Genomic DNA, 13662 nt, shown 5'->3' on the forward strand with positions numbered 1-13662 from the left:
TTGGTGGTCACCATGACAGACAAGCGCAGTATTCGTTGGCTCGCGCTGATGCTCACTGTCCTGGTGGCGAGTGCCGCCTTCGGATCAGGGACCGCCGGGGCCACCGAACTCGACGACTACCGCTGGGAACGTCGCCCGCTGCTGGTCTCCGCGCCGGCCGCCACCGATCCCCGCCTCGTCGAAACACTGAGCCGAATCGAGGCGAGTCGGTGCGACTTCGTCGGACGCGACATGGTGCTCGGCGTCCTGGTGGCCGAGGGCACCAGCACTCTCGATGGGAAAGCGATCGACGCTGAGGAGTCCCGACGGCTCGCGCAGCAGTACGGGATCGATGTCAGTGCGTTCCGCGTGCTGCTGATCGGAAAGGACGGCGGCGAGAAACTGCGCATCACCGACGTGCCGGACCTGCAGACGATCTACACCGTGATCGATGGCATGCCGATGCGCCAGGGTGAGATGCGCACGGAAACAGATGGGTGTTGATCAGATGAAGGTGCGCGCACTGATGGGCGTCGTGGTGGCATGCTCGCTCGCCGTCATGTCCTGCGGCAGTGTCGAACCGTCCGCCGGGGCTGCTCCGCCTGACGGATCCGACGTCGTACTCGTCGATCTCAGTAACCCCGGCGAGGTGGCCACCTGGACGACGGTGAACGACCCCGTCATGGGCGGCAGGTCCACCTCGGCGGTCACGTTCGGCAATGGTGGCCTCGTGTTCTCCGGCACCCTCTCGCTCGAGAACAACGGCGGGTTCGCGTCAGCCCGCGGTCCCGAGGACCCCGATACCGGGCGAAAGGCGACGGGCGCGACGTCGCTGCGTGTGCGCGCCATGGGCGACGGAAAGACGTACGTGCTGAAGGTGGGCGACGCAGGGCAGCCGTGGGCCTACATCCAGCGCTTCACCACCGAGGCCGGCGTCCCGCGGGCCTACGACTTGCCCGTCGCAGGTTTCCAGCCGGTGGGCATGCGCTTCGATCCCGCGCCCGAGGCGCCGCGGAACCTCGACCCCTCACGCATCAACGAGGTGTCGCTCTACATCCTCGACAAGCAGCAGGGCCCGTTCACGCTGACCGTCAACGGGATCGACGCCGACATCTGAGGACCCGCGGTCAGGACCGCCGAGCTTTCGCCCACGCGGTGAACGATCCGACTGACCCTGACCGGGGCCGCTCCAACCAGGGCCAGGGATAGAGCGCGCCGACGTCGAGCCGGGACGCCCGGCGCCGCCAGCCGGGAACCGGCGCGAATGTCGTCGCCAAAGCCATGTCGTACAGCACCTGCACGGGGTCGCCGCGGTGCACCTGCACTTCGCGGCGGGTGGCGAGGTCGGCCAGCGACTGGGCGAGGAACACCAGGCGGTTCTGCGACAACCGAAGCCGTCGCAGAAGCGGCTCGTCGAAGACGAAGACCACCGGCAGACCCGGATGCGCCGCGACAGCGGGATCCCGATCGCTCAGACTCTCCGCGGTCATCCAGACCGCCTCCGGTTCGGCGGTGTGCCGTGGGGTCGCGGGGCCGCCGGTGATGTCGGGATGGTTGTCATGACGTAGCCGAGAGTCGGTCGTGTTCCGCCGCTCGGGATCCTGTGTGGCGGGCCACCGCGCGATCGGACAGCGCCGCTCGAGCGGACACGACGCGCAGAGACCGGGAGCCCGCTTCTCCACCTGCCAGCGCGAGAACCCGTAGGCCTTCCCGGTCAGCGCACCCACCGTCCATTGCCAGCCCAGGCGGTTCGCTGCCCGCGAGCCGTCGAGCAGATGGCGGAACATCAGCTCCTCGCCGTCGCGCCAGCCCCACCCCTGACGAACCGTCCAGTGCGACGCGAGCCACATCCGGCTCTGATTGGTCAGCCAGCCGGCGGCGAGTTCGCTCCAACACAGATCCAGGCAGCGCGCCTCGCTCGACCACTGTTCGGGAGCGGGTTCCGTATGCTCGATGACGTTGTATCGCAACGATTCTGACGACGCGACGCCGACGCGGGCGTACAGGTGACGGGCGTATTCCTGCCACCGCAGCTCGTCACGGAACTTGGCGACGTCGGGTGGCGGACCGCCGGCGACGTGGTCCCACACCTCACGCAGGCTCAGCAGGCCGTGCCGGATGTACGGCGACAGCCGCGACGCGCCGCGACGCTGCGGCGGCCACACCTCGTTGCGGCGCCGGGCATAGCCGGTCACATCGAAGGACTGCAGCGCGGCGTCGGCCGCGGTCTGGCCGCCCCGCGCGGGCGGGTCGCTCGCCCGCGGTGGCGGTGTGGTCAGATCACCGAGCTGATCGTCCACCCACGCGCGGATCGCCGAGTCGTCGGTGGGCGGGACGGGCAGGCGCACATTGCGAGTGTAGGTTCGCGTGACCGCGCCTGGCGGACAGACGCCACAACCTGCGCACAGCCTGTGTCCGCATTCACCGAGCCACCTCTGTGGTCGCGCGAGACGCCATGCGACTCACCAAGATCGGGGCCGCGACGCCGTGCAGGACGACGCTGCCCAGGACGACCACGATGGCCACCGACAGGAGCGTGTCGCCCGGTCCGGGGGGTATGACGATGTACGCCCACAGTGCCAACGCGACATTCGCCGTGCCGCGGGGGCCGAGCCACGCCAACAGGACCCGCTCCGGGCCGCTCAGCGGCGATCGCACCGTCGCCGCCGCGACCGAGATGGCACGCACCGCGGTCAGCACCAGCACCCCGAAGACCACTTGACCCACTGCGACGCCGTCGTGCAGCTTCTCCCACACCACGGCGCCGAACACGAACCACACCACCGCCGCCAACACGAATCCGACGTCGTCGATGTACTCCTGCTCGCGCTCCTCGTCGACGTAGTGCCGCACGCTGTGATACGCGATGCCGCCGACGAACGCGGCGACGATGCCGTTGCCGTGCAGGCCGACGTTGAGGGTGTACGTCAGCACCGGCACGCCGAGCATCAGCAGGCGGCGCGACTGTTCGGTCATCAACCCGCGGCGATCGGCCGCGTTGGCGCACCACGCGGCCGACGCACCGATGGCGACGCCGAGCACGACCGCGATGGCGACGTGCGGAATGCCCTGTCGCAACGCGTAGATCACGCCCTCCGACCGCGTGTGCTCGCCACTGGCGATCGTGAGCGCGAGCAGGAACACCGGCGCGATCACCCCGTCGGAGTAGCCCTCCTCGATGTTGAACACGTGGCGAACCCGCTCGGGAATCCGAGGATCGTGCAGGAAGGACACCACCGGCGCGAAGTCGACGGGGACCACGACGCACGCGAGCACCAGCAGTTGCGCCAGCGTGAGGCTGGGCATCAGACCGGCGCCCAGGATCACAGCCAGCACCACACCGATCGGCAAGGCGATGAACAGCAGCCGCAACACGATGCGGGTATGACCGCCGAAGAATCCGCCATGAACCCGGGTTGCGTGCTCGAACAGCACGATCGCCAGGATCGCCTCGATGATGGGCTCGACGACACGGGCCTCGAGGCGGCCGGCCAGTGCATCGTCGGTGAGCCAGCCGAAGACGGTGCCCGCGAGCACCAGGATCAGCGCGGGAGTGACCTGCCAGTGGCTGAGCCGACGCGCGAACAGTGACCACACCACCAGCACGGCCGCCAGACCGGCGATCGACCACGACATCGCGTCATTATCATCCGCCGGCCGGCAAACACAGGTGAACTGCTGCAGGACGAGTCGTGAAGAAACCGATCACCTCGCAGCCCGAGAGACGCACGTCCAACGGCGCACCACGAATCCGTTGCCGCGCAATCAGATCGAGAGGAGCAGCTTCCTTCCGCGACGCTCGGAGTAGCTACCCGTGATCCGACGTCGGTTCCGAGTAGTCCCATGACACTGTTCTCACGGGTGTCACGCGGATATAGGCAGAGCCCGGTCTGGGTGCGGTGGGCCATTCGGACTCCGGCACACCCCGCGCTCGGGCCCCGGCCCTGGCGACTTCCAGTGCCTCGCCGGGTTCGCGGACGATGCGGGCGTGACCTTGGAACATCACTCCCCGGATGTTGGCCATGGTGGATCCGTCTTCGAGCATGACGCTCACGTTCGGATTGCGCTCGACGTTGGCCACTTTGTGGGTCCCATCCCGCACACCCATGACGATGTCGCGGCCGAGTCGGAAGTATCCGAGGGGCACGGTATGCGGAAAGCCATCCTTGTCGATGGTGCTCAGCATCGCCCAGCCCGGACGGCTGTCGAGAAACGCCTCAATTTGTTCGTCACTGAGTTTTCGTGGCACGAAACAGGCTAGCAAGAGCGGAATCAGATCGAGTCGTGAAGTTACCAGTGCTCGATCGTCCCGACGCGCGGGAGGACCTGCTGGGACAGGCACCGCCAGTACCTCCCTGCACCGAGGACTCGCGCCTACCGTGGACACATGACCGGCATGGACGTGCCCAGCGAGATCCGCGAATTCCTCAGTTCACGACGTGCGCGCATCACCCCCGAACAGGCGGGTCTGCCTGCCTATGGCGGCAACCGCCGGGTCAAGGGGCTGCGCCGCGAAGAGGTCGCGATGCTGGCCGGCGTCTCCGTCGACTACTACGTGCGCATGGAGCGCGGCAGCCTCGCCGGTGCTTCCGAGGCCGTCCTCGACTCACTTGCTTCCGCACTGCAACTCGACGAGGCCGAGCGGGATCACCTCTTCGCTCTCGCGCGAGGCTCCGGGCCGCCCGGCAGCCGTCGCAAGCGCAAGACGGTTGGAACTGTGCGGCCGGCCTTGCGGCAACTCCTCGATGCCATCACCGACGCGCCGGCGTGGATCCGCAATGGCAGGCACGACGTCCTCGCGATGAACCAGCTCGCCCGTGCGCTCTACGCGCCGGTCCTCGCCGACCCGCGGCGTCCGGCCAACACCACGCGATTCGTGTACCTGCGCCCCGAGGAAGCCGAGCGGTTCTTCGTCGACTACGACCGGGTCACCCGTGACGCAGCCGCGATGCTGCGGCTCGAGGCGGGCAGCAACCCGCACGACGAGCAGTTGGTGGCACTCGTCGGCGAGCTGTCGACGCGCAGCGAGCTGTTCCGGCAGCGCTGGGCATCTCAGGACGTGCGGTTCCACCGGTCCGGCCGCAAGCGGCTGAACCATCCCGTGGTCGGCCAACTCGACCTCGACTTCGAGGCCATGCCGCTCCCATCCGAACCCGGCCTGCAGTTGAACGTCTACACCGCGGCGGCCGGCACGCCCACCGCCGACGGGCTCAAGTTGCTCGCGTCGTGGGCGGCCACCCAGGACAACCTTCCGTCGGAGATCGCCTCGGGGTGAGGGGTACTGGCGATACCTGGACCAGCAGGTACTGCCGCGGCATCGGAATCAGGCGTTGGGTGGATCGTGTGCGCGGCGGCTCGCGCGACGGCACTCAAGCGATCGCTGCCGCAGCGTGAAACGAGTCGAAAGGGACCAATGATGAAGAATGCCAAGCTCGGCGATCTGGACGTCGCCCGCATCGGACTGGGCGCCATGGGCATGTCCCACGGCTACACCGGCGCCGGATCCGACGACGACGAATCGATCAGGACCATCCACCGCGCACTCGACCTGGGCGTGAACCTCATCGACACCGCCGAGATCTACGGTCCGTACGTCAACGAAGAACTCGTCGGCCGGGCGATCAAAGGCCGCCGCGACGAGGTCGTGCTCGCCACCAAGTTCGGCCTGGTCTCGCACGCGGGAGACGGCCCGTGGAACCTCGACAGCAGTCCCGCCAATATCCGCACCGCCGTGGAGGGCTCGCTGCGCCGGCTCGGCACCGACCACATCGACCTCTACTACCAACACCGAGTCGACCCCCACACCCCGATCGAGGACACCGTCGGCGCCGTCGCCGAACTGGTGGCCGAGGGCAAGGTGCGCCACATCGGGCTCTCCGAGGCCTGGGTCGACACCATCCGCCGCGCCCACGCCGCACACCCGATCACGGCGCTGCAGTCCGAGTACTCGCTGTGGACCAGAGACCAGGACGAGGTCCTGCCCGTCCTGCGTGAGCTCGGCATCGGGCTCGTCCCCTACTCGCCCCTCGGCAAGGGCTTCCTCACCGGGACCATCCGGTCGACCGACCAACTCGACGCCAACGACTTCCGGGCCACCAACCCTCGATTCACCGGCGAGAACTTCACGCGCAATCTGGCGATCGCCGACGACGTCAAGGACGTGGCCGACGAGGTCGGCGCGACACCCGCTCAGGTCGCGATCGCGTGGTTGCTCGCCAAAGGCACTGACATCGCGCCGATTCCGGGGACGCGACGGGTCGCGCGGCTGGAAGAGAACGTCGCCGCCGACGAGGTCGTGCTGACCGAAGCGCAGCTGGCGCGACTCGATTCGCTCACGCCGGCGGCGGGCGGTCATCACACCGATGAGCAGATGAAGTTGATCGAGCGCTAGTTCCGTCGAAGACCAAAATTCGCCTACGGAGAAGGAACTCATGTCCACCTGGCTGATCACCGGCTGCTCGACCGGCTTGGGCCGTGCACTCGCCACATCCGTCATCGCGGCGGGACACGACGTCGTCGTCACCGCCCGCGACGTCGGGAAGGTCGCCGATCTCGCGGCGACCGCTCCCGAGCGCGTTCTGGCTCTCGCCCTCGACGTCACCCGTCCCGAGCAGGTCGCGAGCGCCGTAGCACAGGCCGAACGCCGATTCGGCGGCGTCGACGTCCTGGTCAACAACGCCGGGTACGGGTACCGCGCCGCCGTCGAGGAGGGCGACGATGCCGATGTCCGTAGGCTTTTCGAGACGCACTTCTTCGGCACGGTCGCGATGATCAAGGCCGTGCTGCCGGGGATGCGCACTCGCCGGTCTGGCGCCATCGTCAACATCTCGTCGATCGGCGCGCAGATCACCCCGGTCGGATCGGGCTACTACTCGGCCGCCAAATGCGCCATCGAGGGACTGAGCGGTTCGCTCCACGGCGAACTCGCGCCCCTTGGCATCTCGGTCACCATCGTGGAGCCCGGCGCTTTCCGGACCGACTTCGCGGGTCGTTCGCTCACCCAGGCGGCAACCCCCATCGACGACTACGCCGAGACGGCGGGGAAGCGTCGCAAGGAGCACGACACCCTCCATGGCACGCAGGCCGGAGACCCCGCCAAGGCAGCCACCGCCATCATCACGGCCGTGGAGCAACCGCAACCCCCGGGCTTCCTGCTTCTGGGCTCCGACGCGCTCGCCGGCTATCGGCAGAAGGCACAGGCCCGAGCCGACGAGGTGGACAGGTGGGAGGAGCTCAGTGCCAGTACCGATTACGCCGAGGAGTAACGCCAGGCCCTCGTGACGCCTGCTGCGTCATCAGCTGCCACCTGTTTGCTCTTCACGAGAATCATCTTTGAGAGGCCCCTCAAAAATGCTCCTCTGGCCCGATTTCGCCAATCTGTGACTAGGGAAGGAATTTGCTGTACGCTCCCTGGAAAATATTGACAGGGGGGTCAGCACATGGGCGGACGGCGTCAACGGCGCGCAGAGCAGTTCGGAGTGAGGCAGTGGCTGCAGCTGGGCGCGGCATCGGCTGGTGTCGGGGCGGCACTGCTGGGGTTCTCGCTGGTGGGTCCGGACATCGGTACGGCGGCCGCCGACACTTCGGGAGAGTCGTCGGCCGCATCGACCGGTAGCGCCGGAGGCGCAGAGTCCACCGGTCCAGCGAGGTCGACACCGGCGGCCGACCGTGAGTCGGGCAGCGCCGCCACCGATACGGACCGCACCGATGACGTGGGCTCCGACGACGCCGTTGACGACGCCGACGACCGCGCCGGCCGCGCCGGTGCGCGCCCCCTCGATCAGTCCGACGAGGACCCCTCGGATGTCGCCACCACCGACGAGGTCGATGCCGACGCGGACGCTGCCGACGGGGACGATGCCGCGGATGACGATGTTGCAGGCGACGTCGCCGAGGACGACGTTGCCGAGGAGCGCACGTCGGCCGACGGCGACGACACCGGTACAACCCCTGCCCCCGCGACGGTCACGGCGACGGCGACGGCCTCGCCCAGGCCGACCCATGAGGAGCGGGTCGCCGAGAAGATCGCCAAGATCTCGGCCTCGGCGCAGGCGTGGATCGACGCGCGGCCGGTCAGCGACGAGCGCAAGGACGAACTCGAAGCAGCCTGGGCGGCCCTGCGTCGCAGCCTTCTCAACCAGGCGCCCACACTGACCCCCGTTCAACTCACCGGTGTCATCACCGGCGAGGTCACCGGCACCGTCGACGCACTGGATCCCGACGGGGACCGGCTGGTCTACCGCGTGGTGCGCGGACCGGCGACGGGCAAGGTGCACCTCAACGCGGACGGGACATTCACCTACACCCCGGGTGAGGGTTTCGACGGCGTCGACACCTTCGTGGTGCGCGCCGTGGACCTCGGGCTGCACATCAACCTGCTGGACTGGTTCCGGCCGATCGGAACGCGCGCCGGCGCGCTGATCAACCAGGGTGCGGTCACGTTCGACTTCGTCTACACCGAGGGTGCCGAACACTGGACGCCCGAGCGTCGCGCGGCCCTGCAGCGCTCAGCCGACGCGCTGGTGACCTTCCTGCGGGTCGCCAAGCCGGTCGTGCTCACCTATGAGATCGAAGGGGTCGACAATCCGGACGTCCGCTGGCTGGCGGGCGCCGGCAGCGGCCTCATCAGCACGGACCCCGGCTACTGGCCGACGATCGTGCAGAACAAGCTGCTCACGGGGAAGGACGCCAACGGCGCCGGGTACGACGGCTCCATCGAGTGGAACTTCGCCAAGCCGTGGGCGTTGGGCGACGTGGTCGTCGGCGACGAGTACGACTTCATGAGCACGGCGATGCACGAACTCCTGCATTCGTTCGGCTTCGCCTCGACGCTGGAGGCGCCGGGCACCAACAGCGGGCGGACGTGGAGCATCTTCGACAGCTTCATCAGTACCGCCGACGGCACAAGGCTCTTCGCCGCCGACTTCACCTGGCCGAGTTCGGCAGATCCCTACCTGACCGGGTTCGCCGGCGGAGTGTTCTTCGGCGGGTCGAACGCCGTTGCGGCGTACGGAAAACCGGTCCCGCTGTACTCCCCCAATCCATGGAAGGACGGCAGTTCGTCGGCCCACCTCGACGACGACACCTTCACCGGTGACGACTTCCAATTGATGAACCACAAGGCCAAGTGGCACGGGATCGTCGAGGTGCGCGAGATCAGCGCGATCGAAGCGGGCATCCTGCGCGACCTCGGCTACACCGTGGTGTTGCCGCGCCAGTCCGCTCTTGCGACCGGAGTCCTCGTCGGCCTGCGCGCCTGATGCCGTCAGGCTCCTCCCGAAAAGGTCGCCCGATACTCCGTTGGGGTCACATCCACGATCCTGCGGAAGTGCCCGGCTCATCGAGTCGTTCGACAGACGAGGCCGGCGAGCCAGCGGGCAACGGCGACGCTTCATGACGTTGGATCAGGCGTATCTGACGTCGGCACTTACCGGCAGGTTCAGGGTGGTGTCAGGTACTGCGATCCGTCATGACCAATGATCGTCTGCCTTTGACGACGGCACTGTCTTTTCAGGATGTCCGCTTTCACGACGGTCGGAGCAGGTTCTGCTTACCGGCTACGCCTGCTGTGCGAGCCAGATGGTGCGCTGCCCGCACGTAGGGTCCGTGACGGCGTGGGCGATGACGTCGAAGCCGTTGTCGCCGAGAAGGTCACGATATTCGGACTCGTCGAGGCTTGCGTGGTAGAGAGGTTCACCCTGGTAGCTCCCGATCTGCTCACCGGCCGATGGACCACTGTTGAACAACAGAACCGCACCCGGCGCGGCATGCCGGGAGAGGGTCGGGAACATCCGTCGCTGATCATGCGCCGAGAGGTGAAAGAGGCTGTCCCAGGCAATGATTCCGTCGAATTGGCGATGGAGAGACAGCGCGCGCATGTCGGCGACGTCCCACCGGTGCTCGGGGAAACGGGCAGCCCTCATCGCGATCATCGCGCTCGACGAGTCGACCCCGTGGACATGACATCCCTGCTCGATCAGGTACTGGCCGATCGGCACCGCTGTTCCGCACCCCACGTCGAGGACGGTGCGGCGCTGACCGGGCAACGACGCCACGAACCGGTCCAGCCAGGCGCGTTCGATCAGCCGGTCACCGCGATCGCGCGACCACGCCGCCGCGTGGCGGTCATACAGCGCGATGACCCGAGCGGCCTCGGGATGCTCGTCAACCACAATGCCCAGCATCGCCGCGGTATCGCCGAGGGTCCGATCGAGGAGCATACGGCTCTCGCCATCTACTACCGACGGTCGCAGTTTGAGTGAGTGCGGGGGGATTGTGGGTGGCGGCTTCGCGGGGCTGGCGGCTGCCATTGCATTTCGGCAGGGCGGTCACGAAGTCAGCGTCTTCAAAAGGTCCGCCATTTTTCACGCCCGACCCGTCTTCGGGTTCCTGGCGGGGCGGTCAGTCACTGGCGCGCACCCGTCGACACGGCCTAAGTCCGCTTGCCTCTGCGAGCGGGCCTGGGCGGTGCCGGTGCGTCAGCGTCGGCGTGGCATCGCCGACGCAGTGCCCAGAATCCAGGCGAACAGGAAGGCCGGCATCGCGGTGATCGACAACCCCTCCAGTGACAGAGGGCCGCGCTCGACGATGAACGCGGCCAGCAGAAGGGGGTGTACCGCGGCGGCGGCGAGCGCCAGGTGCGCGGTGTAGCGGGGCAGTACCTGGTGGCGGTACACCGCGACAGCGAAAGACCCCAGCGCGACGACGGTGGGCAAGCCTGACATCGCCAACAACCCGAAGGTCAAGTCGTACAGCAGACTTGCCTGTTCGGCGCTGCGGTCTCGGTAGAGCAGGAGGTTGAACGCGGTGAAGCCACTCAGCAACAGGATGGCGCACCCGAAGAAGGCGGCAGCAAAACATCCCGGCAGAATCGACCTCCGCGGCAACCGATCTCGTAGGTAGGTCCACACGGCTGCACCGAAGACGAACCACAGGGTGACACCCACCGTGTTGAGCACCTGGGTGACGACCAATTGCGCATGATGGTCGCTCGCCCAGCGCGCTACGTCCACACCCGGAGTCTGGGTCTCGGGATAGGACCAGATCGGATACACCGCCAGCGTCAGCGCGGGAAGCACAAACCCCGTCACCCCGGACCATCGAACAACGCGCGCCGCGCTTCCCAGTCCATCCCCCGCGCTCGGCACGATGTCGTCGTTCATGGCCCCCCCGAGCAGTATCTGACGAACGCGGTCCACAGATCTACCGCCATCGTGCCGCAGCGGCGCAGACACCGGGGCACGACGAGCCGACGCGTCGTTTCGAGATTTCTGGCGAGTTGCGCGTCACGCCCACCGTCAGCGCCTCAGCGGCCACGTCCAAGGCAGCTGCAGGGCGGCGATCTGCCCGTCGTTGCCCACCGGCCCGACGATGTCGCCGCCCTGGCGGCGGCACCTCTCCCATCGCTGCCGGCACGTAGGGCGGAAAAGGACTACGGGTTTTCCGTGGTCCCCGACCGGTACGTCCGGTGCCATCGTCATAGGCGTGAAGGACATCGTCGTTGTCGGTGGCGAGCTTCGCCAGTGTGCGGAGTTCAGTGGGCTCGGGCACACGGGACCGCCTGCTCTGGCCCATTGGCGTCAACCGCGTCCACGCCCAGGTGGTCCCCATCGACGCCAACGCCCGGCCAGTTCAGCAGCGCCCAACCCCGAGGAGTCTCCATGACCAGCACCACCCGCGTCGTGGTCGTCGGCGGCGGATACGCCGGCGTCCTTGCCGCCAACCGCCTGAGCCGGCGCGCCGACATCGACATCACGCTGGTCAACCCGCGCCCTGCATTCGTCGAACGAATCCGGCTCCATCAATTGGTCGCCGGCAACGATGACGCCGTCGAGGACTACTCGGCGATCCTCACGGATCGAGCGAAACTGATTCTCGACAGTGCTGAACGCATCGACGCAGCCGCACACCAGCTCCGGCTGTCCTCCGGTGCTTTCCTCGGCTATGACTACCTGATCTACGCCGTCGGTAGCACCGCTCCGGTCTCCACCGCGACACCCGGTGCGCTCGAGAACGCCTACGCACTGGGCGAACTGGAGTCAGCGCAGCGGCTGGCCGCGCGCCTGACAGACGTCCCGCTGCAGGCTCCGATCGTGATCGTGGGCGGTGGGCTGACGGGGATCGAAGCCGCCTCTGAATGGGCCGAGGCCGGTCGCAACGTCACCCTGGTCACCGGCGCGCTGGGTCCGTCGCTGGCCAAAGGTGGGCGCAAGTCGGTGGCCAAGAGGTTGACGAAGCTGGGGGCCACCGTTGTCGAGAACGCAACTGCCACGCAGGTCGGTCCAGACCGGGTGGTACTGCGCGACGGGAGAGCCTTGCCGAGCGCGGTGACGGTGTGGACGGCCGGGTTCGGTGTCCCCACCCTGGCCGCTGACAGCGGCCTGTCCACCGACCGGCTCGGCCGGCTGCTCACCGACGAGACCTTGACCAGTGTCGACGACCCCTCGATCCTCGCGGCCGGCGATGCAGCCTCCCCGTCGGGGCAGCCGTTGCGGATGAGCTGCCAGCTCGCCATGCCGCTGGCCTCGCACGCCACCGATACCGTCCTCGCGAGGCTCGCTGGCAGGGAACCCGCGAATCTGAACCCGGCCTCGGTGGGTCAGTGCATCAGCCTGGGCCGCCACGCCGGCACCATCCAGATGTCGCACTTCGACGATGTTGCGTTGCCGATGCACATCGGCGGGCACCTCGCCGCCACCATCAAAGAGTCAGTCTGCAAGGGCACCTTGTCCTTCCTGGCCAAAGAGGCCCGAAAACCGGGCAGCTACTTCTGGCCCCGAGGCGGAAAACGGGCGAAGTTGCTGAAGAAAGGACCAGTCGGTGTCTGACGTCATGGACACACCGAAGACCGCGATCACCGACCGGGACCAACCGCCACCACCGGGCACCACCGGGCTGTCCGAATGGCTGGCTCGATGAGCGAGCTGGCCGGCCGAACCGCACTGGTCACCGGCGGCACCGCCGGCATCGGCTTCGCGACGGCCCACCGACTGGTGCACGCGGGCGCCTCGGTCGTCATCACCGGACGCAATCCCGGACGCGGACAGCAGGCCCGAGACGCCCTCGGGTCTGCGGCACAATTCGTCGCCGTGGACATGGCCGACCCGGCCGGTGTGGAGCGACTCGCTCGCGAACACGAGCCCGACATCCTGGTCAACAACGCCGCGCGCTTCCCGGCCAGCCTGACCGTCGATCAGGACGAGAACGAGTTCGGGCACACCTTCGCCACCAACGTGCGCGGTCTCTACTTCCTGGTGGCCGCGACGGTGCCCTCCATGATCCGTCGCGGTGGCGGTGTCATCGTCAACGTCACCTCCATGGTCGCGTCCAAAGGTGTTCCGGGCGCCTCGGTGTACAGCGCTTCCAGAGCAGCAGTCGAGCAGTTGACGCGCACGTGGGCCGTCGAATTCGGCCCGCACCACATCCGGGTCAACAACGTGGCACCCGGCCCGACGTCCACCGAGGGTGTGGCAGCCGAATGGGGTGACACCAACGAGGAACTCGGGCGCGCCCTACCGCTCGGGCGCACGGCGGATCCCGCCGAGATCGCCGAGGCGATCTACTTCCTGGCCTCGCCACGAGCCAGCTTCATCACAGGCACCACCCTGCACGTCGACGGCGGCGGCACCGCCGTCTGAAGGAGAATGATGGACTCCGACGAACAGCGCGGCGTCGACTCGTATG

At 67.6% G+C, this 13662-nt stretch carries 13 protein-coding genes; 8 read left to right on the top strand and 5 right to left on the bottom strand.

What is annotated here, in order from left to right:
* The first annotated feature begins 12 nt into the window (after window positions 1-12).
* Entirely contained in the window at window positions 13-483 is a 471-nt protein-coding gene (locus MCHLDSM_RS25025; RefSeq protein ID WP_048472964.1) for a DUF4174 domain-containing protein, read from the top strand.
* Window positions 473-1096 carry a CIA30 family protein gene (locus tag MCHLDSM_RS25030; RefSeq protein ID WP_234714180.1) on the top strand — a complete coding sequence of 208 codons (624 nt, stop codon included), beginning with the start codon at window positions 473-475 and terminating at the stop codon, window positions 1094-1096. The genes MCHLDSM_RS25025 and MCHLDSM_RS25030 overlap by 11 nt, the downstream gene beginning before the upstream one ends.
* Window positions 1097-1106: 10 nt before the next feature.
* Here MCHLDSM_RS25030 and MCHLDSM_RS25035 read toward each other — a convergent pair whose 3' ends face one another.
* From MCHLDSM_RS25035 to MCHLDSM_RS25045, 3 genes are all read right to left on the bottom strand, one after another.
* Complete coding sequence (locus MCHLDSM_RS25035) at window positions 1107-2327, bottom strand: cryptochrome/DNA photolyase family protein (protein ID WP_048472468.1); 1221 nt, start codon at window positions 2325-2327, stop codon at window positions 1107-1109.
* A gap of 73 nt (window positions 2328-2400) precedes the next feature.
* The gene (locus MCHLDSM_RS25040; protein WP_048472469.1) at window positions 2401-3615 is read right to left on the bottom strand and encodes a cation:proton antiporter; all 1215 of its coding nucleotides are present in this window, start codon (window positions 3613-3615) and stop codon (window positions 2401-2403) included.
* 172 nt (window positions 3616-3787) lie between these two features.
* Complete coding sequence (locus tag MCHLDSM_RS25045; protein ID WP_131722689.1) at window positions 3788-4228, bottom strand: pyridoxamine 5'-phosphate oxidase family protein; 441 nt, start codon at window positions 4226-4228, stop codon at window positions 3788-3790.
* A 147-nt stretch (window positions 4229-4375) separates the two neighbouring features.
* Here MCHLDSM_RS25045 and MCHLDSM_RS25050 point away from each other — a divergent pair, with 147 nt between their 5' ends.
* From MCHLDSM_RS25050 to MCHLDSM_RS25065, 4 genes are all read left to right on the top strand, one after another.
* The gene (locus tag MCHLDSM_RS25050) at window positions 4376-5254 is read left to right on the top strand and encodes a helix-turn-helix transcriptional regulator (RefSeq protein WP_407661910.1); all 879 of its coding nucleotides are present in this window, start codon (window positions 4376-4378) and stop codon (window positions 5252-5254) included.
* Between the two features lie 141 nt (window positions 5255-5395).
* Complete coding sequence (locus tag MCHLDSM_RS25055; RefSeq protein WP_048472965.1) at window positions 5396-6370, top strand: aldo/keto reductase; 975 nt, start codon at window positions 5396-5398, stop codon at window positions 6368-6370.
* A gap of 40 nt (window positions 6371-6410) precedes the next feature.
* Complete coding sequence (locus tag MCHLDSM_RS25060; RefSeq protein ID WP_048472472.1) at window positions 6411-7244, top strand: oxidoreductase; 834 nt, start codon at window positions 6411-6413, stop codon at window positions 7242-7244.
* Between the two features lie 213 nt (window positions 7245-7457).
* Window positions 7458-9239 carry an Ig-like domain-containing protein gene (locus MCHLDSM_RS25065; protein WP_234714181.1) on the top strand — a complete coding sequence of 594 codons (1782 nt, stop codon included), beginning with the start codon at window positions 7458-7460 and terminating at the stop codon, window positions 9237-9239.
* Window positions 9240-9536: 297 nt separating this feature from the next.
* Here the strand turns inward: MCHLDSM_RS25065 and MCHLDSM_RS25070 are convergent, their stop codons facing one another.
* Together MCHLDSM_RS25070 and MCHLDSM_RS25075 are read right to left on the bottom strand one after the other, a co-directional pair.
* Entirely contained in the window at window positions 9537-10199 is a 663-nt protein-coding gene (locus tag MCHLDSM_RS25070; RefSeq protein ID WP_082169068.1) for a class I SAM-dependent DNA methyltransferase, read from the bottom strand.
* Window positions 10200-10457: 258 nt separating this feature from the next.
* A complete protein-coding gene (locus MCHLDSM_RS25075; RefSeq protein ID WP_048472967.1) occupies window positions 10458-11069 on the bottom strand; it encodes a hypothetical protein in 612 nt (203 codons plus the stop codon).
* Window positions 11070-11639: 570 nt separating this feature from the next.
* Here MCHLDSM_RS25075 and MCHLDSM_RS25085 point away from each other — a divergent pair.
* Complete coding sequence (locus MCHLDSM_RS25085; protein WP_048472475.1) at window positions 11640-12806, top strand: NAD(P)/FAD-dependent oxidoreductase; 1167 nt, start codon at window positions 11640-11642, stop codon at window positions 12804-12806.
* An 87-nt stretch (window positions 12807-12893) separates the two neighbouring features.
* Window positions 12894-13616, top strand: coding sequence for an SDR family NAD(P)-dependent oxidoreductase (locus tag MCHLDSM_RS25090; protein WP_048472476.1), 723 nt, complete (start codon window positions 12894-12896; stop codon window positions 13614-13616).
* The last annotated feature ends 46 nt before the right edge of the window (window positions 13617-13662 follow it).

Source organism: Mycolicibacterium chlorophenolicum, from assembly GCF_001044235.1.
Classification (GTDB): Bacteria; Actinomycetota; Actinomycetes; order Mycobacteriales; family Mycobacteriaceae; genus Mycobacterium; species Mycobacterium chlorophenolicum.